Annotated in this window: 28 protein-coding genes and 1 tRNA gene; 16 read left to right on the top strand and 13 right to left on the bottom strand. The window is 69.5% G+C overall.

The annotated features are described in order from the left end of the window. Nucleotides 1–188 precede the first annotated feature (188 nt). Together ABZ880_RS41375 and ABZ880_RS41380 are read right to left on the bottom strand one after the other, a co-directional pair. On the bottom strand, nt 189–1262 hold the full coding sequence (locus ABZ880_RS41375; RefSeq protein WP_361274554.1) for an NlpC/P60 family protein: 1074 nt from the start codon (nt 1260–1262) through the stop codon (nt 189–191). Nucleotides 1263–1451: 189 nt separating this feature from the next. Beyond that, the gene (locus ABZ880_RS41380; protein ID WP_361274557.1) at nt 1452–2270 is read right to left on the bottom strand and encodes a class I SAM-dependent methyltransferase; all 819 of its coding nucleotides are present in this window, start codon (nt 2268–2270) and stop codon (nt 1452–1454) included. 384 nt (nt 2271–2654) lie between these two features. Between ABZ880_RS41380 and mshA the strand changes: the two genes are divergently transcribed. From mshA to ABZ880_RS41395, 3 genes are all read left to right on the top strand, one after another. Continuing rightward, on the top strand, nt 2655–3992 hold the full coding sequence (mshA, locus tag ABZ880_RS41385; protein ID WP_361274559.1) for a D-inositol-3-phosphate glycosyltransferase: 1338 nt from the start codon (nt 2655–2657) through the stop codon (nt 3990–3992). Further along, the gene (locus ABZ880_RS41390; RefSeq protein ID WP_361274562.1) at nt 3985–4494 is read left to right on the top strand and encodes a YbjN domain-containing protein; all 510 of its coding nucleotides are present in this window, start codon (nt 3985–3987) and stop codon (nt 4492–4494) included. Before mshA ends, ABZ880_RS41390 begins: the two co-directional genes overlap by 8 nt. Before the next feature lie 141 nt (nt 4495–4635). Then, entirely contained in the window at nt 4636–6291 is a 1656-nt protein-coding gene (locus ABZ880_RS41395) for a glycosyl hydrolase family 28-related protein (RefSeq protein WP_361274564.1), read from the top strand. Between the two features lies 1 nt (nt 6292). Here ABZ880_RS41395 and ABZ880_RS41400 read toward each other — a convergent pair whose 3' ends face one another. Both ABZ880_RS41400 and ABZ880_RS41405 read right to left on the bottom strand, forming a co-directional pair. After that, nucleotides 6293–6937, bottom strand: a complete 645-nt coding sequence (locus tag ABZ880_RS41400; RefSeq protein WP_361274566.1) for a class I SAM-dependent methyltransferase — start codon at nt 6935–6937, stop codon at nt 6293–6295. Nucleotides 6938–6979: 42 nt separating this feature from the next. Next, nucleotides 6980–7783 (bottom strand): AraC family transcriptional regulator, encoded by an 804-nt coding sequence (locus tag ABZ880_RS41405; RefSeq protein ID WP_361274569.1) that lies wholly within the window; start codon nt 7781–7783, stop codon nt 6980–6982. Nucleotides 7784–7832: 49 nt separating this feature from the next. Between ABZ880_RS41405 and ABZ880_RS41410 the strand changes: the two genes are divergently transcribed. Together ABZ880_RS41410 and ABZ880_RS41415 are read left to right on the top strand one after the other, a co-directional pair. Continuing rightward, nucleotides 7833–8267, top strand: a complete 435-nt coding sequence (locus tag ABZ880_RS41410; protein ID WP_361274571.1) for a DUF2000 domain-containing protein — start codon at nt 7833–7835, stop codon at nt 8265–8267. Nucleotides 8268–8576: 309 nt separating this feature from the next. Beyond that, nucleotides 8577–8801, top strand: coding sequence for a hypothetical protein (locus ABZ880_RS41415; RefSeq protein ID WP_361274695.1), 225 nt, complete (start codon nt 8577–8579; stop codon nt 8799–8801). A gap of 69 nt (nt 8802–8870) precedes the next feature. Here the strand turns inward: ABZ880_RS41415 and ABZ880_RS41420 are convergent, their stop codons facing one another. Beyond that, complete coding sequence (locus ABZ880_RS41420; protein ID WP_361274573.1) at nt 8871–10127, bottom strand: MFS transporter; 1257 nt, start codon at nt 10125–10127, stop codon at nt 8871–8873. A 187-nt stretch (nt 10128–10314) separates the two neighbouring features. Between ABZ880_RS41420 and ABZ880_RS41425 the strand changes: the two genes are divergently transcribed. After that, on the top strand, nt 10315–11076 hold the full coding sequence (locus ABZ880_RS41425; protein ID WP_361274576.1) for a phosphoglyceromutase: 762 nt from the start codon (nt 10315–10317) through the stop codon (nt 11074–11076). Nucleotides 11077–11228: 152 nt separating this feature from the next. Here ABZ880_RS41425 and ABZ880_RS41430 read toward each other — a convergent pair whose 3' ends face one another. After that, on the bottom strand, nt 11229–11681 hold the full coding sequence (locus ABZ880_RS41430; RefSeq protein WP_361274578.1) for a VOC family protein: 453 nt from the start codon (nt 11679–11681) through the stop codon (nt 11229–11231). 167 nt (nt 11682–11848) lie between these two features. Between ABZ880_RS41430 and ABZ880_RS41435 the strand changes: the two genes are divergently transcribed. After that, nucleotides 11849–12262, top strand: coding sequence for a hypothetical protein (locus ABZ880_RS41435; RefSeq protein WP_361274581.1), 414 nt, complete (start codon nt 11849–11851; stop codon nt 12260–12262). 5 nt (nt 12263–12267) lie between these two features. Here the strand turns inward: ABZ880_RS41435 and ABZ880_RS41440 are convergent, their stop codons facing one another. From ABZ880_RS41440 to phoU, 3 genes are all read right to left on the bottom strand, one after another. Next, the gene (locus ABZ880_RS41440; RefSeq protein ID WP_361274584.1) at nt 12268–12516 is read right to left on the bottom strand and encodes an SCO4226 family nickel-binding protein; all 249 of its coding nucleotides are present in this window, start codon (nt 12514–12516) and stop codon (nt 12268–12270) included. Between the two features lie 183 nt (nt 12517–12699). Next, the gene (locus ABZ880_RS41445) at nt 12700–12852 is read right to left on the bottom strand and encodes a hypothetical protein (RefSeq protein ID WP_266682052.1); all 153 of its coding nucleotides are present in this window, start codon (nt 12850–12852) and stop codon (nt 12700–12702) included. A 106-nt stretch (nt 12853–12958) separates the two neighbouring features. Beyond that, nucleotides 12959–13660, bottom strand: a complete 702-nt coding sequence (gene phoU, locus ABZ880_RS41450) for a phosphate signaling complex protein PhoU (RefSeq protein WP_361274587.1) — start codon at nt 13658–13660, stop codon at nt 12959–12961. A gap of 225 nt (nt 13661–13885) precedes the next feature. Between phoU and ABZ880_RS41455 the strand changes: the two genes are divergently transcribed. Both ABZ880_RS41455 and ABZ880_RS41460 read left to right on the top strand, forming a co-directional pair. After that, nucleotides 13886–15151 carry an ATP-binding protein gene (locus tag ABZ880_RS41455; RefSeq protein ID WP_361274589.1) on the top strand — a complete coding sequence of 422 codons (1266 nt, stop codon included), beginning with the start codon at nt 13886–13888 and terminating at the stop codon, nt 15149–15151. Beyond that, the gene (locus ABZ880_RS41460) at nt 15148–15828 is read left to right on the top strand and encodes a response regulator transcription factor (RefSeq protein WP_015659563.1); all 681 of its coding nucleotides are present in this window, start codon (nt 15148–15150) and stop codon (nt 15826–15828) included. Before ABZ880_RS41455 ends, ABZ880_RS41460 begins: the two co-directional genes overlap by 4 nt. Nucleotides 15829–15914: 86 nt before the next feature. Here the strand turns inward: ABZ880_RS41460 and ABZ880_RS41465 are convergent, their stop codons facing one another. Then, nucleotides 15915–16565 carry a DUF461 domain-containing protein gene (locus ABZ880_RS41465; RefSeq protein ID WP_361274591.1) on the bottom strand — a complete coding sequence of 217 codons (651 nt, stop codon included), beginning with the start codon at nt 16563–16565 and terminating at the stop codon, nt 15915–15917. Between the two features lie 601 nt (nt 16566–17166). On the opposite strand from ABZ880_RS41465, the gene ABZ880_RS41470 reads away from it, so the two are divergent. The 6 genes from ABZ880_RS41470 (at nt 17167) to ABZ880_RS41495 (ending at nt 23441) form a co-directional block, all read left to right on the top strand. Further along, the gene (locus ABZ880_RS41470) at nt 17167–17649 is read left to right on the top strand and encodes a CarD family transcriptional regulator (protein WP_003953493.1); all 483 of its coding nucleotides are present in this window, start codon (nt 17167–17169) and stop codon (nt 17647–17649) included. 280 nt (nt 17650–17929) lie between these two features. Next, nucleotides 17930–18694 carry a 2-C-methyl-D-erythritol 4-phosphate cytidylyltransferase gene (ispD, locus tag ABZ880_RS41475; protein WP_361274594.1) on the top strand — a complete coding sequence of 255 codons (765 nt, stop codon included), beginning with the start codon at nt 17930–17932 and terminating at the stop codon, nt 18692–18694. Then, the gene (ispF, locus tag ABZ880_RS41480; RefSeq protein WP_361274596.1) at nt 18684–19187 is read left to right on the top strand and encodes a 2-C-methyl-D-erythritol 2,4-cyclodiphosphate synthase; all 504 of its coding nucleotides are present in this window, start codon (nt 18684–18686) and stop codon (nt 19185–19187) included. The genes ispD and ispF overlap by 11 nt, the downstream gene beginning before the upstream one ends. Nucleotides 19188–19257: 70 nt before the next feature. Then, nucleotides 19258–20655, top strand: coding sequence for a cysteine--tRNA ligase (gene cysS, locus ABZ880_RS41485; RefSeq protein ID WP_361274598.1), 1398 nt, complete (start codon nt 19258–19260; stop codon nt 20653–20655). 110 nt (nt 20656–20765) lie between these two features. After that, nucleotides 20766–21707, top strand: a complete 942-nt coding sequence (rlmB, locus tag ABZ880_RS41490) for a 23S rRNA (guanosine(2251)-2'-O)-methyltransferase RlmB (RefSeq protein WP_361274599.1) — start codon at nt 20766–20768, stop codon at nt 21705–21707. Nucleotides 21708–21824: 117 nt separating this feature from the next. Beyond that, complete coding sequence (locus ABZ880_RS41495) at nt 21825–23441, top strand: DoxX family membrane protein (RefSeq protein ID WP_361274602.1); 1617 nt, start codon at nt 21825–21827, stop codon at nt 23439–23441. A gap of 142 nt (nt 23442–23583) precedes the next feature. On the opposite strand, the gene ABZ880_RS41500 is transcribed toward ABZ880_RS41495, so the two are convergent. From ABZ880_RS41500 to ugpC, 3 genes are all read right to left on the bottom strand, one after another. Beyond that, nucleotides 23584–24315: a nucleotidyltransferase family protein gene (locus ABZ880_RS41500; protein WP_361274604.1), complete on the bottom strand. Its 732-nt coding sequence runs from the start codon at nt 24313–24315 to the stop codon at nt 23584–23586. A gap of 106 nt (nt 24316–24421) precedes the next feature. Next, nucleotides 24422–24877, bottom strand: a complete 456-nt coding sequence (locus tag ABZ880_RS41505; protein WP_361274607.1) for a hypothetical protein — start codon at nt 24875–24877, stop codon at nt 24422–24424. 242 nt (nt 24878–25119) lie between these two features. Continuing rightward, the gene (ugpC, locus tag ABZ880_RS41510; protein WP_361274609.1) at nt 25120–26256 is read right to left on the bottom strand and encodes a sn-glycerol-3-phosphate ABC transporter ATP-binding protein UgpC; all 1137 of its coding nucleotides are present in this window, start codon (nt 26254–26256) and stop codon (nt 25120–25122) included. Nucleotides 26257–26474: 218 nt separating this feature from the next. Between ugpC and ABZ880_RS41515 the strand changes: the two genes are divergently transcribed. Next, nucleotides 26475–26551: transfer RNA gene (locus ABZ880_RS41515), tRNA-Thr, on the top strand. The last annotated feature ends 36 nt before the right edge of the window (nt 26552–26587 follow it).

Raw genomic sequence — 26587 nt, forward strand, 5'->3', positions numbered from 1 at the left:
GGACCATAGCGGGTGCCGGTGCCGTAAAGGAATGGTGTGAGACACGCTGCTTGGTGACGCGCCAGAGTCATATGCCGCGATCCGTACCGCAGTTGGACACCTGGGGCCCCTGGTGAGGATGACGAACATCACGTCCGCAGGGAGTTTGGCGAACCGCCCTGCGTGCAGTGGGTCACGTGACCGGGATCTCAGGCATCCGGCCGTACGACCCCGAGGATCGGCATGGACCCCGCACCCGTGATGGTCACCGTCCGCCCAGGTCGCGGGGCATGAACGATCGCGCCGTCACCGATGTACATCCCGACATGGCTGGCGTCGTCGAAGTAAATGATCAGGTCGCCGGGCCGCATGTCCTTGATGTCGACGTGCTTCAGCTGCTTCCACTGCTCCTGCGAGGTGCGCGGAATGCCGTGCCCGGCGTTCAGCCAGGCCTGTGAGGTCAGCCCCGAGCAGTCGTACGTGTCAGGCCCCTCGGCGCCCCACTCGTAAGGCTTGCCGATCTGCTTCGTGGCGAACTCGACAGCCTTCTTGCCCTGTTCGGATGCTTTTCCGCTGATTTCATCCAGTATCCCGGAGTCGAGCCAGGCGGTCTGCGCCTTGAGCGCGGCCTCCTGCTCCAGCTTGGCGAGGCGCTCCTTCTCCTCCTTCTCCAGCTGGGACTCGAGCTTCTCGGCCGCCGCGATCTGCTTCTTGATCTTCTTGCGAGCCGCATCCTTGGCCTTGCGGTTGGCCTCCAGCTTCTGCCACTGGTCGGAGGCATCGGCGGCGTACTGCTTCAAGTCCTCCTGGGTGCGGGTCATTTCCGCGATCAGACCCTTGGTGGCCCGCTGCCCCTGCAGCACCCGCCCCGCCCCGTCGAGAAACTCCTGCGGATCGTCGCTCAGCAGCAACTGCGCCTCGTCGGGCAGCCCGCCGTTCCGATACTGGGCAGCCGCGGCCGCACCGGCCCGATCCTTCAACTCATCGAGCTTCTTCTGCCCTTTGACGATCTTCTTGGCCAGATCGACGATCGCGGCGGACTGCTTCTCGGCCTTCTCCTCGGCGGCGTTGTACGAATCAGTGGCCACCGCAGCATCGTGATAGAGCTCGTCGAGCTTCTCGCGAACAGCCTCAAGGTCTTTGCCGGATCCGCCAGTCGGGGAGGCGCTCGGGGACGAAGTGGGATCCGGACTCGCAAACGCCGTGCCAGGGGCCGCCAGTACGGTGACCGCACAGACCACGGTCACGGCCGTCGCGATCAGGCCGCGCTTGCCCGAACCCATGCCACTTCCCCCAACCTGATTTACCGTCAGTAACTTACGACCGCCCGGGGGATGGTGCCACGCCGACGCGCAAAGCAACAGAGGCAGTACCAGAGGCACCGCAACCCCGTCCTTCCCCCCTTTCCCTCCCCGTCATGACGATCTCCCCGCCTTTGTGACGAACGACTCACGGCGTTCGTTCCCCGCAGGTCAGAAACGAGGACGAGGCGCCAACGCCTCCCACGCCACGGTCACTTCACCCTGTCGCCACCGCCCCACCCCGTCCGCCACGGGCCAGTCGACACAGAGATCCCGCACCGCACGAATCCAACGCTGCCGGGCGCCGTAAGAGGCATAGGCCGCCGCGGCGGCCCAGGCCCGATCGAAGTCACGCAAAAAGGCATGCACGGGTTCACCCGGAACATTCCGATGAATAAGCGCCTTCGGCAGCCGCTCGGCAAGATCCGAAGGCCGCTCCAACGACCCGAGCCGCGCAGCAAAAGTGACGCTCCGCGCCCCCTCCGGCCCCAGCGCAACCCACACATGCCGCCGCCCGACCTCATCACAGGTCCCCTCGACCAACAGCCCGCCATGAGAGAACTCCGTGGGCCGGGCCAGCCGCGCACACAACCGCTCCCACACCCCAGCGACCTTGTCCTCGTCGTACTGACGAAGGACGTTGGCCGCACGGACGAGATGCGGCCGCTCGGGAATCGGAATCTCAAATCCACCGTGCCGAAAGACGAGCCCTTCACGTTCATAGGGCTTCGCCGCGGCAACCCTGGCCGGTTCGATCTCGACGCCGACCACACGTGCACGCGGCGCTGCCGTACGAAGCCGCCCAAGCAGTTCAACGGCGGTCCAGGGCGCGGCACCGTATCCAAGGTCGACGGCGACGGGATCGACGGCGCGGCGCAACTCGGCGCCATGCACGGCAGCGATCCACCGATCCATACGGCGCAGGCGATTCGGATTGGTCGTCCCGCGAGTGACCGTGCCCACAGGGCGGGAGGCGGCGCGGGATGTCATGCGTACGAGAGTAAGCGGCGCACCACCCGCACCCGCCCACGGCGGAAAGGGGACGTGCCGGGGGGTGTCCGCCCGCAGCGGCGGGCGTCCATCACCGAGCACAGCCCCACAAAACACCAACCGCCCGACCGAGGACGGACACCCCCCCGGCGCGGCCCCGACCCCCAACGCCCCGGCAGGCGCTACGCGCACCCCCACCGAATCCGCCCATGCGCCGCAGGCATACGCAACGCACCCATACTCCGAACAGTTGAGCGACCAACGGTAATACCCAGGCAAAATTCCCCATCCCCGGAATGGGAACCCCACCCTCCGGTGTTGCACCCCCTTGGAGGCCGCCCCACACCCTCCACCAAGGCATGCCCGCACAAGGAGGAACGCCACGTGAGCCAGTACGTAAGCAGGCTCGGGCGTCGCTCCCAGACGGCACCCACCAGGCTCAGGCTCCACCGCCGCCCCCGCCGCGTAGCCATGCTCTCCGTACACACCTCCCCGCTCCACCAGCCCGGCACCGGCGACGCAGGCGGCATGAACGTCTACATCGTGGAGCTGGCGCAGCGCCTCGCCGCGATCAACATCGAGGTCGAGATCTTCACGCGCGCAACCACCGCAGCGCTCCCACCGACCGTGGAACTGGCCCCCGGCGTCCTGGTCCGCCACGTGGACGCAGGCCCCTACGAGGGCCTCGCCAAGGAGGACCTCCCCGCCCAGCTCTGCGCCTTCACCCACGGCGTGATGCAGGCCTGGGCCGGCCACCGCCCCGGCTACTACGACCTGGTCCACTCCCACTACTGGCTCTCCGGCCACGTCGGCTGGCTGGCAGCCCAACGCTGGGGCGCCCCCCTGGTGCACGCCATGCACACCATGGCCAAGGTCAAGAACGCCAACCTCGCCGACGGCGACACCCCCGAACCCGCCGCCCGAGTCATCGGCGAGACCCAGATCGTCGCAGCAGCAGACCGCCTCATCGCCAACACATCCGAAGAGGCCGACGAACTCGTACGGCACTACAGCGCCGACCCCGGCAAGGTCGCAGTCGTCCACCCCGGCGTAAACCTCGACCGCTTCCGCCCGGCAGACGGCCGCGCAGCAGCCCGCGCCCGCCTGGACCTCCCGCAGGACGCCCTCGTCCCGCTCTTCGCCGGCCGCATCCAGCCCCTGAAGGCCCCGGACATCCTCCTGCGCGCGGTGGCCGTCCTCCTGGACACCCGCCCCGAACTCCGCTCCCGCATCGTCGTCCCGATCGTCGGCGGCCCCAGCGGCAGCGGCCTCGCAAAACCGGAAGGCCTCCAAAAACTGGCGGCGCGCCTGGGCATCGCAGACGTGGTCCGCTTCCGCCCACCGGTCGACCAGAACCAACTGGCGGACTGGTTCCGAGCCGCCTCCCTCCTCGTCATGCCCTCCTACAGCGAGTCCTTCGGCCTGGTCGCCATAGAGGCACAAGCAGCCGGCACCCCCGTACTCGCGGCATCGGTGGGCGGCCTCCCCGTGGCCGTGCGCGACGGTCACACAGGTTTCCTCGTGCGAGGCCACAACCCGGCCGACTACGCGCGCGTACTCAGCGATTTCGCCGACGACAACACGCTCCCGTCCCGCATGGGCGCAGCGGCCGCCCACCATGCGCAGTCCTTCGGCTGGGACACCGCGGCCGCCGCCACGGCGGACGTGTACACGGCCGCGATGCAGTCGTACCGCCGTCGCGTACGCTCCCACCATGGCTGATGGAGACAAGACAGCACAGGCGGCCAAAGTCGTCGAGGACGTCCTGAAGGACGCCGAGCTCGAGTGGGAGAGCCCCGCAGCCGGCAACTACGTGGTGAAACTCCCTGGCACCCGCAAGCTGTCGACAACGGTCTCCCTCCTCCTGGGCCGCCACTCCCTCTCCCTGAACGCCTTCGTCATCCGCCACCCCGACGAGAACGAACCCGGCGTCCACCGCTGGCTCCTGGAACGCAACCTCAAGCTGTACGGCGTGAGTTACGCGGTCGACCAGCTCGGCGACATCTACGTCACCGGCAAACTCCCCCTGTCCGCCGTGACCCCCGACGAGATCGACCGCATCCTCGGCCAGGTCCTGGAGGCGGCGGACGGCAGCTTCAACACGCTCCTGGAGCTGGGCTTCGCGTCCGCGATCCGCAAGGAGTACGCGTGGCGCGTGTCCCGCGGCGAATCCACACGAAACCTGGACGCGTTCACACACCTGATCCAGCGCCCCACAAGCTGAACCGCACCACAGCCCAAACTCACCCCTGACCAACCCCTGCGCGCACCCTTCCCGCATCGGGGTTCCCATGGCATGCTCACGCCCGACGCAGATCTGAACGTCGTTCACATCCATGAAAGCCACATGGAAGGACGCACGTACATGAGCAACGCGCACCACGGCCTCACCAGACGCACCCTGCTCGCCGGAGCCACGGCCGTCGCACTCGGCACGGCGACCGGCACCGCACGGGCGGCGTCCGCCGAAGTCCCGTCCCTCTGGCGGGAGTTCACCCGTACCCCCTTCACCCACCCCCAGATCCCGTACGTCGGCCGGGCCGGCTGCAGACGCGGGGCGGCGCACTTCCCCCGCCGCCCCGCAGTGGCCGACGTACGGGACTACGGCGCCGTACCGGACGGCACGACCGACTGCGCCCCCGCGATCAACCGTGCCGTCGCCGCCGCCGGAAGGGCCGGCGGCGGCACGGTCACCATCCCGCCCGGCACCTTCCGCATCGACGGCCTGATCCACATCGGCCACGACGGCGTGGTGCTGCGCGGCGCCGGCAGCGGCCGTACGACGCTGTACGCGACGAAGAGCCTCACCGAACTGATCGGCGTGTACGGCTCCCGCTACGGCGGCACGAAGTCGGCCTGGTCCTGGGCGGGAGGCCTCATCTGGCTGGCACCGAAGGCCCGTTGGGACTCACTCGTCGCAGCCATCAAGGCGCAGACGTGGCCCTTCGAGGGCTGGACGGGCAACAAGCGGGACGAATGGGAGCCCCTGACAGCCGTCGAACCGGCCCGACAGGGCTCATGGACGGTGACGGTCGCCGACGCAACCCACCTGACCCCCGGCCGCCTGGTCCTCCTCCGCGTCGCGGACGACCCGTCCCACACCCTCCTCCAGCACATGTGCGGCGGCGGCCCGGGCCCGGCGTCGTACTACTGGACCGACAAGACCAAGCTGCTCAGCTACGTCCCCTACGAATGGCCCGTCCGCATCGCACACGTCCGCGGCCGCAGAGTCACCCTGGAACGCCCGCTCCCACTGGACCTGCGCCCCGAGTGGAACCCCCAATTCACCACACACGTAAGGGAGTTGACGGGCGCGGGCGTGGAAGGCCTCACCCTGGAAGTGATGGAGACCCCCCAGTCCCCGCACCTCCTCGACAAGGGATACAACGGCGTCGTACTCCAATGCACCTACGACTGCTGGGCGGACGACGTGACGGTCCGCAACGTCGACAACGGCTTCGGCCTGGTCGCCGCGTCCTCCTGCACCCTGCGCCGCACCCGGGTCGGCGGCCGGGGCGAACACCACCCCTACTTCTGTCGCGAGGGCTCGCACGACAACCTGATCGAGGACTTCACGATCGAGCAGCGCACGGTCCCGGCCCCCGCCGACACCCAACTCCACGGCATCAACGTCGAAGGGCTCTCCTCCCACAACGTCTGGTCACGCGGCGAGATGCAGATGGGCACCTTCGACAGCCACCGCGGCCTGCCCTTCGCCAACGTCCGCACCGACATCACGGTCAACAACAACGGCCGCCACGGCGGCGACGCGAACGCCGGCCCGCTCTTCGGCGCCCGCTTCACGCACTGGAACGTCCGGGTGACCAACGGCAGGGCGGGCCTGATGAAGCTCGACGGCCTCGCCCCGTACTCCGCGACGGTCGGCCTCAACACCGTCACCGACTTCGACCAGATCGACGTCCCCGACTTCACCGGGGACCTGCACACACGCCTGGAGCTCTACGGCACGACGGGCGCCGTACGGCCGCGGAACCTGTACGAGGCGCAACGGGAGCTGTGACTCAGGAGCGGCGCAGGGTGTCGTAGCCGATGAAGTCGAACATGCGCTCACCGAGCGGGAGTCGGCGGGGCTTTCCGGTGTACCGGTGGGCGCCGACGGCCTGGACGAATCCGGGATCGGACACCCACTGCCGCTCGAACCCGCGCTCCTCCAGCCAGGCGCAGACCTGTGGGACGAGGTCGGGGGCCTTGCGGTTGCGGGTCCACACCACTGTGCCGCCCGTCCGGCACAGCTGCGTGCAGTGGTCGAGGACGCGTTCGACGTCGGCGTCGGTGATGTTGCCGAGGACACCGCAGAGCAGCACGAGGTCGGCGGGCGCCAGGTCCGGGTAGTGGTCGGTCGATGCGGCGTCTCCGACGACGACCTCGACGCCCGGGAGCCCGGCGGCCTCGGCCGCGCGCCGGGCCGCCGCGACGTTCCGCTCGTCCAGTTCCACCAACCGCGCCCGCACGTCGTGCCGCCGCGGGTGCCCGGTGAGCGCGCCGATCAGGTCGTGTCCCTGTCCGGCACAGACACTCACCGCGGTGAGCGGGCCCGCGGGCGCGCGGTCGAGGGCGTCACGAATCCGGCCCTGGACGGTCGCCAGCCGCTGAACGAGCGGGGAGTCCGCTCTGTCGTACGTGTCGTGCCACTCGTACCAGTCCATGATCCGGACGATACGGTCACGGCCGCCGCGCGGCCGTCCTTGTCACACGCTCTTCGCATACCGCCCCGGCGTGACCCCCACCAACTTCCGGAAATGCCGGGTGAGATGGGACTGGTCGAAGAACCCGGTGGCCGAGGCGACCTCGCCCGGCGGCCGGCCGTCGAGGAGCAGCCGGCGGGCACGGTCGACGCGGCGGGAGTTGAGGTACTGGTGCGGTGCGATGCCGTACGCGGTGCTGAACGCCCGGACCAGATGGGCGGGATGGGCGTGCACCAGCGCCGCGGCCTGGTCGAGGGTGAGGCCGTCGACGACGTGCTCGTCGAGGAGTTCGCGCAACCGGCGGGCGAGGGCGGGATCGGACCGGGCGACCCCGGAGGTGAGGCTCGGCCGCAGATGGGCGCGCAGCCGCTCCCCGATGAACGTCAGCCTGCTCTCGGCCTCCAGCTCGTCCCCGGCATGCGCGAGCGTGGTGTGCAGCTGACCGACCCGCAGCCGCAGGACGGGATCCTGGAGGTCCGGCTGATCGACGGCGGCCCCGATGAGACCGTCGGGCAGATGTGTGCCGTCCAGATACAGGACGCGCTTGCGGAAGCCGTGCGGGGTGGCGGGGGAGCCGTTGTGCGGGACGTGCGGCGGGAGCAGGGACACCGTGTCGTGCGGGGTGCCGTGCTCGTGCCGGTCGAGGTCGTACCGTACGGCGCCGTCGTCCACGATGAGCAGCGTCCACGCCTCGTGGACGTGCATCGGGTAGGCGTACTCGGTGAAATGCGCGTGGAAGACCTCCACGACACCGGGGATGCGGGGCCGCCAGGCCGACACTTCCGGCCGAGAACGCTGCGGGGCCATGCAAAGAACGTACAAGACGACGTCGTACGACGCCCGGCAGTCTCGATGCATGAGCAGCGCGAGTACTGAACCCGTCCGTTTCGACACCAAGATCGCCGTCCTGCTGCGGGAGGACCTGGAGCCCTGGCAGCGGCTGAATGTCACCGCGTTCCTGGTCAGCGGGCTCGGCGCGGAGATCCCCGAGGTGATCGGGGAGCCGTACGAGGACGCCGACGGCGTGGGCTACCTGCCGATGTTCCGCCAGCCGGTGCTGGTCTTCGAGGGCACCAAGGAGACGCTGAAGGCGGCGCACGCACGCGTGCTGTCCCGGGCGCTTCCGCGGGCGGTCTTCACCTCCGACCTCTTCGCGACCGGCAACGACCGGGACAACCGGGCGGCGGTGCGGGCCGTGCGGACGGAGGAGCTGGACGTCGTGGGGCTGGCGGTGTACGGGCCCAGGAACGCGGTGGACAAGGTGCTGAAGGGCGCCCGGATGCATCCGTGACGGAATCTGCACAGTGATTGCGCAACCTTGGTGCGGGCGGGTTCCGTTGGTGCGGAGTTGTCCTGTTCGCGGCAGCCGGGGCAATACCTGTCGGCCGGCTGTGACCCGCCTGCTGTAGAGAAGCTGGCCCCAATTGGTGTGGGCGCGCACACCGTTCGGTCGCGTGGTCGTTCAACTGCCCCGTCACGAGCGGCTTTGCACTGGATGCCGGGCACGCTCCGTGGTTTGATCCTGCGCACCGCGCCCCGCTTTCTGTCCCCCCGCGGGCCGCTCCCCCATGTGCACACCCATGTGAAGGGCAGTTTCCTCATGAACTCCGCTCCCCAGGTTCAGACCGCCGAGATCTCCGACGCCGAGCTCGACACCGTCTCCGGCGGCCTGAGCCCGCAGATCGCCGTCACCGCGGGCGACACGACGCTCAGCAGCTCGGACCTCCTGGCCCAGTTCGGCTCGCTCCAGGGGCAGGTCCTGGGCACCGCCGCGGGCACCCTCGGCGCGCTTCCCCACCAGGTCGGCGTGAACGCCAGCCTCTGATCGACGAGCGCGGCAACGCGACAAGCCCCCTACCGCCGGAGAAGTGCGGGCAGGGGGCTTGTCGCCGTTTCAGGCCGCGCTGACCTCGGGCCTCGCGGTGGCGGGCGGCTCGGTGGCGGCCGGCTCCCCCGCCGGCAGCCGCCGCATCAGCACCGCGTACCCGAGCCCGGCCGCCGTACCGACGACCGCGCACAGCCCCCACAGCCACTCCGCACCGAGCCGGTCGATGACGAGGCCGGACATCAGCGGCGCGACGAGCGCGGCGAGGGACCAGGACAGGGTGTACATGCCCTGGTAGCGGCCGCGGCCGTGGACGGGGGAGAGGCGTACGACGAGGCTGGTCTGGGTGGGCGCGTTGACGATCTCGGCGAGGGTCCACACGCACACGGTGAGCGCGAAGACGCCGACCGACCCGGCGAAGGCGGTGAGCCCGAAGCCGTACCCGGCCAGCAAAGACGAGGCCACGAGCAGCCGTCGCGGGTCCCGGGTCTCGATGAACCGGGTGACCGGGATCTGCAGCGCGACGATCAGGACACCGTTGACGGCGATCGCCATGCCGTAGTCGGCGGGCGTGAACCCGGCCTCGCCCATCGCGACGGGCAGACCGACCGACCCCTGCTGGAAGACGAGGGCGACGAGGAAGGACAGCCCGACCACACCCATGTAGCGCCGGTCGCGCAGGACGGTCCGCAGACCGACCTGGTCCGCCGCCTTCTCGACGGAGGTGCGTTCCGGCCGGGACTCGGGCAGCTTCAGGAACACGACCACCGCGCATACGGCCGTCATGCCCGCCTCGATCAGGAAGCCGGCGAGATAGCTGAACTCGGCGATGAAACCGGCCGCCATGGAGGAGACGGCGAAACCGAGGTTGATCGCCCAGTAGTTGAGCGAGAAGGCCCGCACCCGGTCCTCGGGCCGCACGATGTCGGCCATCATCGCCTGGACGGCGGGCCGGGAGGCGTTGGACGCCATACCGACGAGGAAGGCGACCCCGGCGATGGCGACGGGGTCGTGCACGAAGCCGAGCAGTGCGACGGAGGCGGCGGTGGAGGCCTGCGCGACGAGCAGCGTCGGTCGCCGCCCGAGCCGGTCGGTCATCACACCGGCGCCCACGGAGGAGACGACGCCGCCCAGCCCGTGCAGAGACGCGACGAGACCCGCGTACGAAGCGGAGTAGCCGCGATCCAGCGTCAGATACAGCGCCATGAAGGTGGCGACGAAGGCCCCGAGCCGATTGACGAGGGTGCTGGTCCACAGCCACCAGAACTCACGGGGAAGCCCGGAGACGGTCTCGCGGGCAGCACGTCTCAGACTGGCGACTGACATAGAAATCCCCCACGGATGGCCGACCAGGGAACTGGCGCGGCTGTAAGCGGCTCAGGCAGTGATCACAACTTACGAAGGTTGCCCTGTCCATGGCCACTCAATTAACGGATCCCGTCAACCGACCGCCGACTGTCCGCCTGCTGGGCGGGCCTCCTGGGGTCCGAACACGTGGATTACGCTCTGAGGCATGGCCGACGCACCGTACAAGCTGATCCTCCTCCGCCACGGCGAGAGCGAGTGGAACGCGAAGAACCTGTTCACCGGCTGGGTGGACGTCAACCTGAACGAGAAGGGCGAGAAGGAGGCAGTCCGCGGTGGCGAGCTCCTGAAGGACGCCGACCTCCTCCCCGACGTGGTCCACACCTCGCTCCAGAAGCGCGCGATCCGCACCGCCCAGCTCGCGCTGGAGTCGGCGGACCGCCACTGGATCCCGGTCCACCGCAGCTGGCGGCTTAACGAGCGCCACTACGGCGCCCTTCAGGGCAAGGACAAGGCGCAGACCCTCGCGGAGTTCGGCGAGGAGCAGTTCATGCTGTGGCGCCGCTCCTACGACACGCCCCCGCCGCCGCTCGAGGACGGCACGGAGTTCTCCCAGTCGGACGACCCGCGCTACGCGTCGATCCCCCCGGAGCTGCGCCCGCGCACGGAGTGCCTGAAGGACGTCGTCGTCCGCATGCTCCCGTACTGGTACGACGGCATCGTCCCGGACCTCCTCGCGGGCCGCACGGTCCTGGTGGCGGCCCACGGCAACAGCCTCCGCGCCCTGGTCAAGCACCTGGACGGCATCTCGGACGCGGACATCGCCGGCCTGAACATCCCGACGGGCATCCCGCTCTACTACGAACTCGACGCCGACTTCAAGCCGGTGACGAAGGGCGGCAAGTACCTCGACCCCGAGGCGGCAGCGGCAGCGATCGAGGCGGTCAAGAACCAGGGCAAGAAGAAGTAGGCTCCGTGATCATGCCTCCCACCTGCACTTACGGTGCAAGTGGGAGGCATTTTCGTGCCCAGGGACCTCTCTGGGACCTCAGCCCGTGTGATCTTGGGGCCTGAGTTCTCCGGCGAGGTCGGTCCTGCCGTTGACCGGTGGTCCGAGCAAGGTCACGCCTTCGCCGCCGTGGAGGCAGTCGAGCTGTCCGCCGTGCTCGACGGATCCATCCACATGACCTGCCAGCCGTGGCCGTCGAGGTCGAAGAAGCTGCGTGAGTACATGAAGCCGTGGTCCTCGGGGCCATCCGCCTCGGAGCCGCCCGCGGCGAGCGCGGCCTCGGCGACCGTGTCGACCTCATCGCGGGATGACACGCTGAAGCAGTACAGCGCCAGCGCGTGCGTGGTGGGATCGGCCATCGGCAGCTTCGAGTACTGCGCGAACGTCTCGCGGCTGAGCAGCATGACGGAGGCTTGCTCGCCGACGAGCATGCAGGCGGCGGTCTCGCCGGTGAACATCGGGTTGTAGCCGAACCCGAGCCGCGCGAAGAACGCCTTGCTGCGCTCGAGGTCCGCCACGGGGATGTTCACGAACAGCATGCGGCCGGCGTGTGCGGGAGTGGTCATCGTGGGTCTCCAGTCCGAGGTTCGATGGCGTACGCCGGAGTAGACCGGCCCAGCCTGCGGAACTCATCGGTGGATTTCGCAACTCGCGTTCACCTGTCGCGGGCAGGTTCCACTCCACCCCCGGCCATGGCATCGTGGCGCGATCAGTTCTGAGGGGGCGGGGAATCATGGAGCGGCAGCTCACTGCGGCCTGGTGGGTGGGGCTCGCGCTCGCCGGTGTCGTGCTCGGCGTCGTGTGGGCGGTGGCCGGGTACGGGGGCGGGGTCGTGGCCGTCGTGTTCCTGGCGTGTCTGGTGAGCGGCGGCGGGGTCGTGCCCGCGCGGGCGCTCGCGCTTCGGTGGGTCGGGAGGCTTCGCGCACCGGAGTGGGTTGTTCATCTGGGGACTGCTGTTGTCTGGTCCTGTCTTCTGTCCCTGCTGACCTCCGCCGTACTCATCGGCCTGCCGCACGGTTGGGACACCGCCACCTCACCGGCCGACATCTTCCTCCGCACCGTCCGGATCGTCGACGTCCTCGTCCCCGTCGTCCTCGGCACGCACCTCGTGATCCGCCTCCGGGCGCGCCGCCGCGCCGCGCACTGATGTCGTCAGACCGTCAGCGGTACCGGGACGATCTCGTCCGCCTTGTGGCCCGCCCGCTCGTGGATCCGCTGGACCGCTTCGGCCGAGGGCGCCTCGGAGAGGCAGTAGACCGTGCCGGACTCGGGGTCCGCCCAGGCCTTCTCGAAGTGGACGGCCTCGTCCTTCTCTATGGCGAGGTCGGCATTGTGGGCCTGCCGCAGCTGCTCCGCAGTGATGCCCTTCATCCCGTGGTGTACGTCCATGAACTTGGCCATGACACCGCGCCTCCTTTTCTTCCGGTCTTCGGCTACGCCCCCCATTCCTCTCCTCTTCCATGCTGCGCCCGCACGGCCGCCTGTGCGAGCGCATGACGAAGGGCCCCGGTGCACGTGGTCACCGAGGCCCTTCGTCGGCGTACGAGAAGAGTCACCGTCGTACAAGAAGAGCGGCCTGCGCACTCAGCCGCACTGGCAGGGATTGCCCGACTGGCACCCGCAGCCGCAGCCCGAGCCGCAGCCGCACGCTCCGAAGAGCGGGAGGCTCCTGATCTCGGCGGGCTGGTCCGTCTCGCGCTCCTGCGTCGGGTCCGGCGTGGTGGGGGCTTCGGCCATGGGTCCTCCTGGAGGCCTAGAGGCTGGTGCCTGTGCCCATTGGATGCCCGTTCCGCTGGGCGCATCAACGGCGCACTGTGGCGCCCGCACGCCCTGCCCCTCCGGTTTACGCCCCCTCGACCCCCGCCACCGGCTGGATCTCCGGCTGGATGTCGGCCTGCAGCTCGTCCGCGTGCTCACCCGTCACCAGGAACACGACGCGCTTGGCCACCGACACCGCGTGGTCGGCGAACCGCTCGTAGTAGCGGCCGAGGAGGGTGACGTCCACCGCCGTCTCGATGCCGTGCTGCCAGCGGTCGTCCAGCAGGTGCTGGAAGAGCGTGCGGTGCAGGAGGTCCATCTCGTCGTCGTCCTGCTCCAGCTGCAGCGCCAGGTCGACGTCCTTGGTGACGATCACCTCGGCCGCCTTCGCCATCAGACGCTGCGCCAGCTGGCCCATCTCCAGGATCGTCGCGTGCAGGTCGACCGGGATCGCGCGCTCGGGGAAGCGGAGGCGGGCGAGCTTCGCCACGTGCTGGGCCAGGTCGCCCGAACGCTCCAGGTCGGCCGACATACGGAGCGAGGTGACGACGATACGGAGGTCCGTGGCCACCGGCTGCTGCCGGGCCAGCAGCGCTATGGCCCGGGCCTCCAGGTCGTGCTGGAGGTCGTCGACCTTCTTGTCGGCCTCGATGACGTTTTCGGCCAGCTTCAGGTCGGAGTCGAGGATGGCGGTCGTGGCGCGTCCGATCGCCGACCCGACCAGCCGGGCCATCTCCACCAGACCGTCGCCGATCGAATCCAGTTCCTCGTGGTACGCGTCCCGCATCAGGGGTCCCTCTCTTACGTATGCCTCAAGGCTTCCGGGGGTCGGAAACCAGCCGCGAAAAACCGGCCCTGTGACCCCACGCTCCCACGATCCGGCTTGTACGCGTCGGTTTCCGTCACCCCAAATGAACCATCCCTAGCTCCTAGGTGAACTCTGGGCGACGAGTGTTCGAGGTCGCACCTCGACGGCTGTGGGGATGTCGTACCCCATGCCTAACCTGTTTGCATGGACGTGAACGCGGCGGTCGCCGCAGCGGCAGCGATCGCCGGGGTGCTCACCGGCGTGATCGCCATGCTGGCGTTCCGCTGGAGCGAGCGGGAGCAGAAGCGCCCGACCCGCACCTCCCTGCACACGGACCCGGTGCTTCCGCCGGGCGTGGACACCGTCCTCTCCGTGCTCCGCTCCTCGGCCGTCGTCCTGGACGAGGCCGACGCGGTCGTCAAGGCCAGCTCGGCGGCGTACGCCCTCGGCCTGGTCCGCGGCGGCCGGCTCTCCGTCGAGCCGATGCTGAAGATGGCCAGGGACACCCGGCGGGACGGGGAGATACGCCAGGTGGAGCTGGACCTGCCGCGGCGGGGGACCGGGCGGGGCGAGGCTCTCGCCGTCTCCGCGCGCGTGGCCCCGCTCGGCTCCCGGCTGGTGCTCCTGCTGGTCGAGGACCTCACCGAGGCCCGCCGCATCGAAGCGGTGCGACGCGACTTCGTCGCGAACGTGAGCCATGAGCTGAAGACGCCCGTCGGCGCGCTCTCCCTCCTGTCCGAGGCCGTCATGGACGCCTCCGACGACCCGGAGGCGGTGGAGCGCTTCGCCGGCCGTATGCAGATCGAGGCCACCCGGCTCACCAACCTGGTGCAGGAGCTCATCGACCTCTCGAGGGTGCAGAACGACGACCCCCTCGAGGACGCCGAGCCCGTCCGCGTGGACGAGCTCGTCGCCGAGGCCATCGACCGCTGCCGCCACCAGGCCGGCACCAAGCAGATCACCATGGCCGCCGGCGGCACCGCCGACCTGCACGTCTGGGGCAACCGCGGTCAGCTGGCCGCCGCTCTGGGCAACCTTGTGGAGAACGCCGTCAACTACAGTCCGGCCCGCACTCGTGTGGGCATAGCCGCCCGCCGGGTGACCGTGCCCGGCGGAGACCTGATCGAGGTCGCCGTGACCGACCAGGGCATCGGCATCTCCGACAAGGACAAGGAGCGCATCTTCGAGCGCTTCTACCGCGTCGACCCCGCTCGCTCCCGTGCCACCGGCGGTACGGGCCTGGGGCTGGCGATCGTCAAGCACGTGGCCGCCTCGCACGGCGGGGAGGTCACGGTGTGGAGCTCCGAGGGTCAGGGCTCCACGTTCACCCTGAGGCTGCCGGAGGCGGGGGCTGCCCGCGACCGCGCGCACCAACACCCCGACCCGGACGATCTCGACGACGAGGCCGGCCGAACCACCCCCCAGTCATCCCCGTACGAACCGCTTCCCGCCCCGGAGGTCCTTCCGTGACCCGTGTGCTCGTCGTCGAGGACGAGGAGTCCTTCTCCGACGCCCTGTCATACATGCTCCGCAAAGAGGGCTTCGAGGTCGCCGTCGCGACCACCGGGCCCGACGGACTCGACGAGTTCGAGCGCAACGGCGCCGACCTCGTCCTCCTCGACCTGATGCTGCCCGGCCTGCCGGGCACCGAGGTGTGCCGCCAGCTGCGCGGCCGCTCCAATGTCCCCGTCATCATGGTGACCGCCAAGGACAGCGAGATCGACAAGGTCGTCGGCCTGGAAATAGGAGCCGATGACTATGTCACCAAGCCGTTCTCCTCGCGCGAGCTGGTCGCCCGCATCCGCGCCGTCCTGCGCCGCCGCGGCGAGCCCGAGGAGGTCACCCCGGCCGCGCTGGAGGCCGGTCCGGTCCGCATGGACGTGGACCGCCATGTGGTCACGGTCTCCGGCTCCAAGGTCGACCTGCCCCTCAAGGAGTTCGACCTGCTCGAGATGCTGCTGCGCAACGCCGGCCGCGTGCTGACCCGCATGCAGCTCATCGACCGTGTCTGGGGCGCCGACTACGTGGGCGACACCAAGACCCTCGACGTCCACGTCAAGCGCCTGCGCGCCAAGATCGAGCCGGACCCGGGCGCGCCCAGGTACCTGGTCACGGTCCGCGGCCTCGGCTACAAGTTCGAGCCGTAAACCGCGCCCACCTACGCAGAAGGGCGGGACCTCCCGAAGAGGTCCCACCCTTTTCGTCTACGACGACGCGGACGCCGTACGGCTGCTCACTGAGCCGTCGCGCTCGCGGAGGCCGCGTCGGTCGGGGTGGCCGAGGTCGACGTGGACGCCGAGTTCGTCGGGGTCGGGGAGCCCGTCGCGCTCTCGGTGGGCTTGGGGCTGGTGGAGGGGGTGACCGTCGGGATGTTGGTCGGACCCCACTTCTTGAAGTAGCTGTCGGCCGGGACCACGAAGGCCCGCAGGCTCACGTCGCCGGTCTTGCTGAAGGTGAAGGTGACCTTGCGGACGCTGCCGTCCTGGACCGCCTCGCGTCCGTTGGCCAGCACGGCGCTGGCGTTGCCCTTGCCGCCGATCACCACGGAGCCGTGCGCCGGGACGACGATCTTGCCGCTGCCCTTGGCCGGCTTGACCTCGGCGGTCGCGTTGACGTTCGGGAGGGTGATCGAGTCCACGGTCTGCGCGGTGTCACCGTTGTTGAAGAGGGTCGCCGAGATCACGGCCGGGCCGGCCGCCTCGATCTTCGGCTGGGTGATGACCAGGGCGTTCTGCACCTTGATGTCGCCGACCTTGGTCGCCGCGTTGTCCGGCTCGACCTCCAGCGTCTGGGCGTCGCCGCCCGCACCGCACGCGGCGAGCGAGGTGATCGAGAACGCGATGGCGGCGGCGGCGAGAGCGCCGCGTCGAAGGCTGCTGCTCACGGCGGCGGCAACTCCTTGACTCGAGCGTGGCGACCGATAAAGCCGCCCTAAGTGTCTGTCAGCGGCCTTAGGTTACCGAGCCGTTCCCGAGGGACCGCACCCGACCCTCCCCAAGCGCTCCGCTTCCCTCGGCAGGGGGTAGCGGAGGGGGGCTCGTCCGGCATTCACATAAGTCCCTCCGCCATACCTGAGCGGCGTCGCGCAAAATTTCCGTGAAGGAATGCGCGACCGCCCCGGAATTGATCATCCGGTGGAACAACCGAGGAACAACCGACCACGCGGGCGGGTGTCTGTGATCAATTCCGGAATCGACGAGGAAGCGACTCCCGGCACCGAACGGAGTAGCGGAAGTCGCACATCTGGAACCAGACATATGCGGACGTTCGTCCACTCGTAGAGGGCTCCGGATGTGTGTAACGTACGCGTTTCACCTCCCCCGGAGAGCCGCTCCGACCTGCGAATACCTTCTTCCGCTCGGCCCGCGCAGCACGTTCCTGTTGCTGTTGTCAAGCCCCGAGATATGCCCTGACCTGCGAAAACGCCATTCAGAACGCGCGGTTTCCGTGTTACCCTGGATAGCCACGGAAGGGGTACCTGTCACATGACGTTCAAGGTTGGCGACACCGTGGTCTATCCCCATCACGGGGCCGCGCTGATCGAGGCCATCGAAACTCGCCAGATCAAAGGCGTGGACAAGACCTACTTGGTGCTGAAGGTCGCCCAGGGTGACCTGACGGTACGTGTGCCAGCGGACAATGCGGAGTTCGTCGGCGTGCGTGATGTGGTCGGTCAGGACGGGCTGGACCGGGTCTTCGAGGTGCTGCGCGCTCCGTACGCCGAGGAGCCCACGAACTGGTCGCGTCGTTACAAGGCAAATCTGGAGAAGCTCGCCTCCGGCGATGTCATCAAGGTTGCGGAAGTGGTGCGTGACCTGTGGCGTCGTGAGCGTGAGCGCGGACTGTCCGCCGGTGAGAAGCGCATGCTCGCCAAGGCCCGCCAGATCCTGGTGAGCGAGCTCGCCCTCGCGGAGAACACGAACGAGGACAAGGCCGAGGCCCTGCTCGACGAGGTTCTCGCGTCCTGAACCTGACGCAGGCGAAAGCCCGCTTCAGCACTCAGTACATCGAAATGCCGCGGTGCCCGATGACAGCTCCACTGTCGCCGGGCGCTGCGGCATGTCCGTACTCGGACGCCGTACGCACGTCTTGAGTACGTCTTCTTCGGGGCAGGCACCCGATACTTGGCGTGCCGGGCCCGGGCAGCTGGCTCGACCGATGTCACGGAAGGGTCCGGTCAAGGCGTCGCGCCCGGCACTCCCCAGGCCATACCCACCAAGGCCGAGCACACAAACCTGACAGGAACCGATGTCTGACGATTCGCGCCCTTCGCCCGTCGGAGACCGTACAAGTGCCCGAACGGCCGCCGTGATCCCGGCCGCAGGCCGGGGCGTACGCCTCGGTCCGGGCGCCCCCAAGGCGCTCCGTGCGCTGGGCGGCACTCCCATGCTGATCCACGCGGTGCGCGCGATGGCCGCGTCCCGCTCCGTCTCCCTGGTCGTGGTCGTGGCGCCGCCCGACGGCGCGCCCGAGGTGAAGTCGCTTCTCGACGCGCACGCACTGCCCGAGCGGACCGACTTCCTCGTCGTCCCCGGCGGCGACTCGCGCCAGGAGTCCGTGAAGCTCGGCCTCGACGCACTGCCGCCCGACTACGACATCGTGCTGGTCCACGACGCCGCACGGCCGCTCGTCCCGGTGGACACGGTGGACGCAGTGATCGAGGCGGTACGGGAGGGAGCGCCGGCCGTGGTGCCCGCGCTGCCCCTCGCCGACACGGTGAAGGAGGTCGAGCCGGCGGGCGAGGCGGGCGAGCCGGAGCCGGTGGTGGCCACCCCGGAGCGGGCCCGCCTCCGTGCCGTACAGACTCCGCAGGGATTCGACCGGGCCACGCTGATCCGTGCCCACGAGACGGTGACCGACGACGTCACGGACGACGCGAGCATGATCGAGCAGCTGGGCCTGCAGGTCGTGGTCGTACCCGGCCACGAGGAGGCCTTCAAGGTCACGCGCCCGCTGGACCTGGTCCTGGCGGAGGCGGTCCTGGCCCGCAGGAGGCTGAACGATGGCTTCTGAGCCGTTTTCGCCGCTGCCCCAGGTCGGCATCGGCACCGACATCCACGCCTTCGAGGAGGGCCGCGAGCTGTGGTGCGCGGGCCTGAAGTGGGAGGGCGAGGGCCCGGGTCTGGCCGGCCACTCGGACGCGGACGTCGTCGCACACGCCGCGTGCAACGCGCTCTTCTCCGCCGCCGGCCTCGGTGACCTGGGTCAGCACTTCGGCACCGGCCGCCCCGAATGGTCGGGCGCATCCGGCGTCACCCTCCTCACGGAGGCCGCCCGCATCGTCCGCGAGGCGGGCTTCCACATCGGCAACATCGCCGTACAGGTCGTGGGCCCCCGCCCGAAGATCGGCAAGCGCCGCGACGAGGCCCAGAAGCTGCTGTCCGAGGCGGCCGGAGCGCCGGTGTCGGTGTCGGGTGCGACGACCGACGGGCTCGGCTTCCCGGGCCGCGAGGAGGGCCTGATGGCGGTCGCAACGGCGCTGGTGGTGCGGGTCGACCGAGGGTGAACGTCACGAAACCGTCCCCCTTGAGCGGAAGGGGCGCAAGGCACTCCCTTCCGCCCACTACCCTGGAGTGGTGACTATTCGGCTGTACGACACCAGCGCCCGGCAGATCCGTGATTTCACCCCGCTCAAGCCGGGTTGTGTCTCGATCTACCTGTGTGGCGCCACCGTGCAGTCCGCACCGCACATCGGGCACATCCGCTCGGGCCTCAACTTCGACATCATGCGCCGCTGGTTCGAGTACCGCGGCTATGACGTGACCTTCATCAGGAACGTCACGGACATCGACGACAAGATCATCGCCAAGGCGGCCGAGCAGGGCCGCCCGTGGTGGTCGATCGGCTACGAGAACGAGCGCGCGTTCAACGACGGCTACACCGCGCTCGGCTGCCTCCCGCCGACGTACGAGCCGCGGGCCACCGGCCATGTGACCGAAATGGTCGAGATGATGCAGGGCCTGATCGAGCGCGGTCACGCGTACGAGGCCGACGGCAACGTCTACTTCGACGTGCGCTCCTTCCCGGGCTACCTGGAGCTCTCGCGCCAGGAGCTCGACAACCTGCAGCAGCCCGCGGGCGTCGGCGAGACCGGCAAGCGGGACCCGCGCGACTTCGCCATGTGGAAGTCCGCCAAGCCCGGCGAGCCGACCTGGGCCACCCCGTGGGGCCGCGGGCGTCCCGGCTGGCACCTGGAGTGCTCGGCCATGGCGCACAAGTACCTCGGCACCGCCTTCGACGTCCACGGCGGCGGCCTCGACCTGATCTTCCCGCACCACGAGAACGAGATCGCCCAGGCCAAGGCCTACGGCGACGACTTCGCGCAGTACTGGGTGCACAACGCCTGGGTGACCATGGCCGGCGACAAGATGTCGAAGTCGCTCGGCAACAGCGTGCTCGTGAGCGAGATGGTCAAGACGTGGCGGCCCATCGTGCTGCGCTACTACCTCGGCACCCCGCACTACCGCTCGATGATCGAGTACAGCGAGGAGTCGCTGCGCGAGGCCGAGTCGGCGTTCGCGCGCATCGAGGGGTTCGTGCAGCGCGTCGTGGAGAAGGCCGGCGTCGTCGAGCCCTCCGCCGAGGTGCCGCCCGCCTTCGCCGAGGCGATGGACGACGACCTGGGCGTGCCCCAGGCCCTCGCGATCGTGCACACGACGGTCCGGCAGGGCAACTCCGCCCTCGCCGCCGACGACAAGGAAGCCGCTGTCGCCCGCCTCGCCGAGGTGCGCGCGATGCTCGGCATCCTCGGGCTCGACCCCCTCCATCCGCACTGGGCCGGCGAGGCCGACCGCGGCGAGGATCTGCACGGCGTCGTCGACAGCCTCGTACGCCTGGTCCTCGACCAGCGCGAGGCCGCCCGCGCCCGCAAGGACTGGGCCACCGCGGACGCCATCCGCGACCAGCTCAACCAGTCCGGCCTGGCCATCGAGGACAGCCCCCAGGGCCCGCGCTGGAGCCTCGGCCCGCGCTGAGCCCCGGCCGCTGAACAGAAGATCGATTGTGCCGCTCGGTCCTCCGGGCGGCACACTTCATAGACGTACGAACACACGCTTCACTTCTTCAGAGAGCAGACGGGTAGGTCATGGCAGCCAACAACCGCCGCATGTCCGGCAAGAAGGGCGCGCAGGTCGGCAGTGGCGGCCAGCGGCGCAAGGGCCTGGAGGGCAAGGGCCCGACCCCGCCCGCCGAGATGCGCAAGGGCCACAAGAAGAACCGCATCGCCAACGCCAAGGCGAAGCAGGCCGTACGCCGTCCCGCGCCACGCGGCCGCGGCGGCAGGGGCACGTCCGAGATGGTCGTCGGCCGTAACCCGGTGGTCGAGGCGCTGCGCGAGGGCGTGCCCGCGTCCACCCTCTACGTGCAGCAGTTCATCGACAACGACGAGCGCGTCCGCGAGGCCCTCCAGCTCGCCTCCGAACGCGGCGGCATCAACCTCATGGAGGCCCCCCGCCCCGAGCTCGACCGCATGACCAACGGCCTCAACCACCAGGGGCTCGTCCTCCAGGTCCCGCCGTACGAGTACGCCCACCCCGAGGACCTGGCGAGCGCCGCCCACGACGACGGCGAGGACCCGCTGATCGTCGCCCTCGACGGCGTGACCGACCCGCGCAACCTCGGCGCCGTCGTCCGCTCCGTCGCGGCCTTCGGCGGCCACGGCGTCGTCGTGCCCGAGCGCCGCGCGGCCGGCATGACCGCCGGTGCCTGGAAGACGTCGGCCGGTACGGCGGCCCGCACCCCCGTCGCCCGCGCCACCAACCTCACCCGCGCCCTGGAGTCGTACAAGAAGGCGGGCATCGTGGTCGTCGGCCTCGCCGCCGACGGCGAGCACGAGATCGGTGAGCTGGAGGCCCTTGAGGGCCCCGTGGTCATCGTCGTCGGCAGCGAGGGCAAGGGCCTGTCCCGCCTGGTCGGCGAGACATGCGACTTCCGGGTGCGGATTCCGATGCCGGGTGGCGCGGAGTCGCTCAACGCCGGTGTGGCCGCGGGGATCGTGCTGTACGAGGCCGTGCGTCGGCGCGTGTGAACACGCGTCCATAGCCTCACCCGTGCGGGTCGTTCTGGGCGTTCAGGACAAGCTTGACGGGGTCCGGACACTTCCGGCGAGTCAAAGCAGTGTCCTAACGACACGTCACTCGGTTAGATGAGTGTGGACACCAGAACACCCCGCACACCCACGGGGGTCGGCCCGTCGGGATACGACGACGCTCCCGCGCTGACCATGGTGAAGGTGCCGAGCGATCCGGCGCAGGTCGTCGTCAATCACGCCAGTTTCCGCGTGCAGCTGAGCGCCTCGCCACGCACCCAATCGCCGCGGATCGCACGGCTGTTGAGCGCTGCCGAAGCCGCCCGCATGCCCGTCGTCGGCACCGCCGCGGGCCGGGCGGGAGCCGCCCGGCGCCGCCCCGTCGTCTGGAGCGGCCGGTCCGCCCCCGACGACACCGGCGCGCACCGTCTGCTCCAGGCCGTACGGGGAGGCAGCGTCCGGCACGGCGAGGACTCGTCGGCCGACGCCGGAGCCACCCAGGTCATCCCGCGCGTCGACGTCGGCGGCTACGACGAGGTCTACGACGAGCTGGACCAGACCGTCGAAACCCCCATCGTCGGCGCCCAGCGCAGCCACAGCGACGACCTCGGCGGCACCCGCCTCCTCCCCGACATGCGCACGGTCGGCAGCACATACGACGAGGAACAGGCCTACGGCGCCGAGGAGTTCGAGGACTTCGAAGACCCCGACGAGGCGGACGACACAGGCCGCTCGGCCAAGCGCCACGGCGACGACCCGGCCCGGCACGCCTACTACCCCGGCCGCCGGATGAACCTCGGCGTCGTCCTGCTCCCCCTGCGCATCTTCCTCGGCTTCATCTCCATCTACGCCGGCATGGGCAAGCTCTGCGACCCCGTCTACTTCGACGGCGGCAAGCGCGGCTCCATGGTCAAGTGGCTCAACACCCTGCACCCCTGGGAAGTCGCCGAGCCACTGCGCCAGTTCGCCCTCCAGCACCCCGTCGGCTCCGGCCTCGTCATCGCCTTCGCGCAGGTCGTCGTCGGCGTCCTCACGGTCCTCGGCTGCTGGCAGCGCGTAGCCGCCGTCTTCGGCGCCCTGCTCTCCGCCGCGCTCATCGTCACCGTCAGCTGGAAGACGGTCCCCGCCTACGACGCCCCCGACATCATCTACCTCGCCGCCTGGTCCCCGCTGATCATCGCCGGCGCCCCCGTCTACTCCGTCGACGGCCGCCTCGCAGGCACCGCCTGGCGGCGCCTCGGACCCGCCTCCGACATCTGGGAGCTGCGCAGCTACGTCCTGCGCCGCGGCGCCCTCGTCACGGCGATCGCGACCGGCGTCACGCTGCTCGTCGGCTCGCTGCTCGGCGGCGCGGTCCGCGACGCCGACCGCGTGGTGGTCCCCGGCCCCGGCGAGGCCCCGCGCAACGAACTGCCGGGTTCCCCGCTCCCGCAGGAGCCCAGCAAGCAGCACAAGCAGTCGCCGTCGGCCTCGAACTCGCCCACCCAGGGCGCCACCGCCGGCTCCACCCCGTCCGACGCGGCGACCACCCCGGGTGCCACCGCAACCGGCGGTGCCCCCAGTCAGACCCAGGGCACGGGCCAGTCCCCGTCCCAGCAGTCCCCGTCCGGCGGCACCCCCAGCACCAGCTCGGGCCCTACCTCCGGCGGCTCCACAGGCGCCCCGAGCGGCGGCACCGGCTCCGGAGGCTCCTCCTCCGGCGACTCGGGCCTGGTGGGCGGCCTCCTGGGCTAGCCACCGCCCACGTGAAGGGGTCCCGCACTTTCGTCGTGCGGGACCCCTTCTACGTACGTCGACCGGCTTTGAGGGGCGCGGGGAACGGCGCGACCAGCCCCCACCCACCCGCAGCCGAAAACGAACCGGCACGCCCGAGCTCTCACCGCCCCAGAGCGGCCAGCTCCTTCGCAGCCTCGGTCAGATCCTTCGCCGTATCGATCGCACGCCAATACGCCCCCTGAGGAATCGGAAACCCGGCCAGCCGCCGCTCCCGCGCCAGATGGGGAAAGGTCGTCCGTTCGTGATCCCCCCGCTCGGGAAGCAACCCGGCGAACTCGGGAGAGAAGACGTACACACCCGCATTGATCTCGAACGTCGACGGCGGCGCCTCGATGAAGTCGGTGATGTGCCCGAACCCGTCGGTCTTCACCGCACCCCAGGGAATCCGGGGCCGAGCCAGCGCCAGAGTCGCGACAGCGTCCCGCTCGGTGTGGAAGTCCGCCATGTCCCGCAGCGAGAACCGGGTCCAGATGTCGCCGTTGGTGGCGTACCAGGCCCGGTCCGGGTGGGGGAGGTGCGCGGCGGCGTACTTGAGGCCACCGCCGCGGCCCAGCGGCTCGGTCTCCACGACCGTCTTCACCCGCACCGGCAGATCGGCCGTCTCGAGCCACTTCTCCAGGACGTCGGCGAGATGGCCGCAGCTGACCACCACGTCCGTCACGCCCTCCTCGGCCAGCCACACAAGCTGATGGCCGATGATCGGAGTCCCCGTACCGGGGATCTCGACCATCGGCTTGGGCCGGTCGTCGGTGTAGGGGCGCAGCCGGGAGCCCTGGCCCCCGGCCAGGACGACGGCTTGAACGGGGCGGAACGCGGCGTTCGGATCGGTCATGACCGAACTGTACGGCGCGCCCCGCCCCCGGCCGGAGCCGGCAACCCATCCTTAATCAGCCGTTACCCTCCTCCGAACTGTCCGCAGTGTCGGCAGCGGGACGGCCTCATACGTGCGAGGCCGCGACCCCCGAGGCGAAGGACGTGTCGCAGACCGGCCGGGCGTACGACTGCGCACGCGTCGGCCCGTACACACGCACCGCGGCGCGGCCCAAGGCCCGGGCGATGGCCACGCAGTGCTTGGCGAGCGACGGGCGCTCGTTCACGGCCTGCTGGAGGTGCGTGAGCGCCACGCCCGGGTTCTTCTCCTGGAGCTCGGCCAGGAGCTGGTCGCGCAGCACGTCCTGCGGGGCGCGGTGGACCGCCACGGCGCTCTTGCCGTCTTCGATCGTGTCGGACGCGGCGAGGACCGAGTTCGAGGGGTTCCCCGTCCAGTTGACTCGCGTGACCGCGAGGGTCCCGGAAAGCACCAGGACGACGGGCAGGACGAGGGCGAGGGTGCGGCCGATCCGGCGGGCGGGGCCCCGGCCGCGTCGCGTCTGTTGGTTAGTGGAGTGCTTCACGCGAGTGAGGGTAGCGCCCGGTGATGATTTGGCGACATTTAGTCACCGGTTCGGGGGATGAAGAACTGCCTCGGATTGGGTACGGGGTTGACGCACGGCGCTCGAAATGACCGGTCTGCCGGGGTATTTGTCGACAACGAGAGGGGCCCCGCAGCAGGCTGCGGGGCCCCATTCGTCAACCTGGGTGAATTCACCCCGGTTGGTGGTTTTGCGAGTCGGGCGACTCGGACGGTTCAGTCGGTTCAGTCGGTGAGGCGCTCGCCCGTGGAGGTCGAGAACACGTGGGTCTCGCCCGGCCGCGGCACGACGTGCAGCGTGGAGCCCTTCTCCGGCACCCGGCGGCCCTCGACACGCACGACCAGGTCCTTGGTCTCGCCGCCGACCTCGGCGGTGCCGTAGACGTAGCCGTCGGCGCCGAGCTCCTCGACGACGTTGACGGAGACCGCGAGACCGGCCGGGGCGTCCTCGGTGTCCTTCGTCAGGGCGCTGGCGGCGCCGCCGTTCTCCTCGACGATGTCGAAGTGCTCGGGGCGGACACCGACGGTGACGGTGCGGTCACCCTTGTCGGAGGCGGCCTTCAGGGCGTCACGGTTGACCGGGACGACACTGTTGCCGAACTTCACACCGCCGTCGGTGATCGGGACCTCGACCAGGTTCATGGCCGGGGAGCCGATGAAGCCCGCGACGAAGAGGTTGGCCGGGCGGTCGTACATGTTGCGCGGGGAGTCGACCTGCTGGAGCAGACCGTCCTTGAGCACGGCCACGCGGTCGCCCATCGTCATGGCCTCGACCTGGTCGTGGGTGACGTAGACGGTGGTGATGCCGAGACGGCGCTGCAGCGACGCGATCTGCGTACGGGTGGACACACGGAGCTTGGCGTCCAGGTTGGACAGCGGCTCGTCCATGAGGAACACCTGGGGCTCACGCACGATGGCGCGACCCATGGCGACACGCTGGCGCTGACCACCGGACAGGGCCTTCGGCTTGCGGTCCAGGTAGTCGGTCAGGTCGAGGATCTTCGCGGCCTCTTCGACCTTCTTGCGGATCTCGGCCTTGTTGACGCCGGCGATCTTGAGCGCGAAGCCCATGTTGTCGGCGACGGTCATGTGCGGGTACAGCGCGTAGTTCTGGAACACCATGGCGATGTCCCGGTCCTTCGGCGGCAGGTGCGTCACGTCGCGCTCGCCGATGCGGATGGCGCCGGCGTTGACGTCCTCGAGCCCCGCCAGCATGCGGAGCGAGGTGGACTTGCCGCAGCCGGACGGGCCGACCAGAACGAGGAACTCGCCGTCCTCGATCTCGATCTCGAGCGCGTCCACGGCGGGCTTCTCGGTGCCCGGGTAGATCCGGGTCGCCTTGTCGAACGAAACAGTGGCCATGGTGAATGGGCCCCCTTCTACCGGCAGGAACGTGCCGGACGATCCGTTGTAGGAAGGTGGTTGGTGTAGTCCACATGAGCGAACTGGGTCAGGACGCTACCTGGCGTTTCCGGGTCTGTCAGCACCTGGAGGCATGTGAACTTCGCGGAAATTTTCGACAGGGCGCGACCGGGACCTGGGTACACTGCACGGGCGCGTACGGCACGTACGCGTGCCGTGCCTCCTTAGCTCAGATGGCCAGAGCAACGCACTTGTAATGCGTAGGTCGTCGGTTCGAATCCGACAGGGGGCTCCATGACAGTGCCCCCGACGACACCGTCGGGGGCACTGT

It is taken from the genome of Streptomyces sp. NPDC047043 (assembly GCF_040644055.1).
Classification (GTDB): Bacteria; Actinomycetota; Actinomycetes; order Streptomycetales; family Streptomycetaceae; genus Streptomyces.

Excerpts from the sequence above, each read along its gene's own strand:
- ABZ880_RS41410 (WP_361274571.1), top strand. The coding sequence starts at position 7,833 with ATGAGCAGCGCGAGTACTGAACCCGTCCGTTTCGACACCAAGATCGCC.
- phoU (WP_361274587.1), bottom strand. The coding sequence starts at position 13,660 with ATGCGGGACGCGTACCACGAGGAACTGGATTCGATCGGCGACGGTCTG.
- ABZ880_RS41405 (WP_361274569.1), bottom strand. The coding sequence starts at position 7,783 with ATGGCCCCGCAGCGTTCTCGGCCGGAAGTGTCGGCCTGGCGGCCCCGC.
- ABZ880_RS41430 (WP_361274578.1), bottom strand. The coding sequence starts at position 11,681 with ATGACCACTCCCGCACACGCCGGCCGCATGCTGTTCGTGAACATCCCC.
- ABZ880_RS41445 (WP_266682052.1), bottom strand. The coding sequence starts at position 12,852 with ATGGCCGAAGCCCCCACCACGCCGGACCCGACGCAGGAGCGCGAGACG.
- ABZ880_RS41400 (WP_361274566.1), bottom strand. The coding sequence starts at position 6,937 with ATGGACTGGTACGAGTGGCACGACACGTACGACAGAGCGGACTCCCCG.
- ABZ880_RS41440 (WP_361274584.1), bottom strand. The coding sequence starts at position 12,516 with ATGGCCAAGTTCATGGACGTACACCACGGGATGAAGGGCATCACTGCG.
- ispF (WP_361274596.1), top strand. The coding sequence starts at position 18,684 with ATGGCTTCTGAGCCGTTTTCGCCGCTGCCCCAGGTCGGCATCGGCACC.
- ABZ880_RS41415 (WP_361274695.1), top strand. The coding sequence starts at position 8,577 with ATGAACTCCGCTCCCCAGGTTCAGACCGCCGAGATCTCCGACGCCGAG.
- ABZ880_RS41455 (WP_361274589.1), top strand. The coding sequence starts at position 13,886 with ATGGACGTGAACGCGGCGGTCGCCGCAGCGGCAGCGATCGCCGGGGTG.
- ABZ880_RS41470 (WP_003953493.1), top strand. The coding sequence starts at position 17,167 with ATGACGTTCAAGGTTGGCGACACCGTGGTCTATCCCCATCACGGGGCC.
- ispD (WP_361274594.1), top strand. The coding sequence starts at position 17,930 with ATGTCTGACGATTCGCGCCCTTCGCCCGTCGGAGACCGTACAAGTGCC.
- ABZ880_RS41425 (WP_361274576.1), top strand. The coding sequence starts at position 10,315 with ATGGCCGACGCACCGTACAAGCTGATCCTCCTCCGCCACGGCGAGAGC.
- ABZ880_RS41395 (WP_361274564.1), top strand. The coding sequence starts at position 4,636 with ATGAGCAACGCGCACCACGGCCTCACCAGACGCACCCTGCTCGCCGGA.
- ABZ880_RS41375 (WP_361274554.1), bottom strand. The coding sequence starts at position 1,262 with ATGGGTTCGGGCAAGCGCGGCCTGATCGCGACGGCCGTGACCGTGGTC.
- ABZ880_RS41435 (WP_361274581.1), top strand. The coding sequence starts at position 11,849 with ATGGAGCGGCAGCTCACTGCGGCCTGGTGGGTGGGGCTCGCGCTCGCC.
- rlmB (WP_361274599.1), top strand. The coding sequence starts at position 20,766 with ATGGCAGCCAACAACCGCCGCATGTCCGGCAAGAAGGGCGCGCAGGTC.
- ABZ880_RS41380 (WP_361274557.1), bottom strand. The coding sequence starts at position 2,270 with ATGACATCCCGCGCCGCCTCCCGCCCTGTGGGCACGGTCACTCGCGGG.
- ABZ880_RS41500 (WP_361274604.1), bottom strand. The coding sequence starts at position 24,315 with ATGACCGATCCGAACGCCGCGTTCCGCCCCGTTCAAGCCGTCGTCCTG.
- ugpC (WP_361274609.1), bottom strand. The coding sequence starts at position 26,256 with ATGGCCACTGTTTCGTTCGACAAGGCGACCCGGATCTACCCGGGCACC.
- ABZ880_RS41495 (WP_361274602.1), top strand. The coding sequence starts at position 21,825 with ATGAGTGTGGACACCAGAACACCCCGCACACCCACGGGGGTCGGCCCG.
- ABZ880_RS41390 (WP_361274562.1), top strand. The coding sequence starts at position 3,985 with ATGGCTGATGGAGACAAGACAGCACAGGCGGCCAAAGTCGTCGAGGAC.
- ABZ880_RS41420 (WP_361274573.1), bottom strand. The coding sequence starts at position 10,127 with ATGTCAGTCGCCAGTCTGAGACGTGCTGCCCGCGAGACCGTCTCCGGG.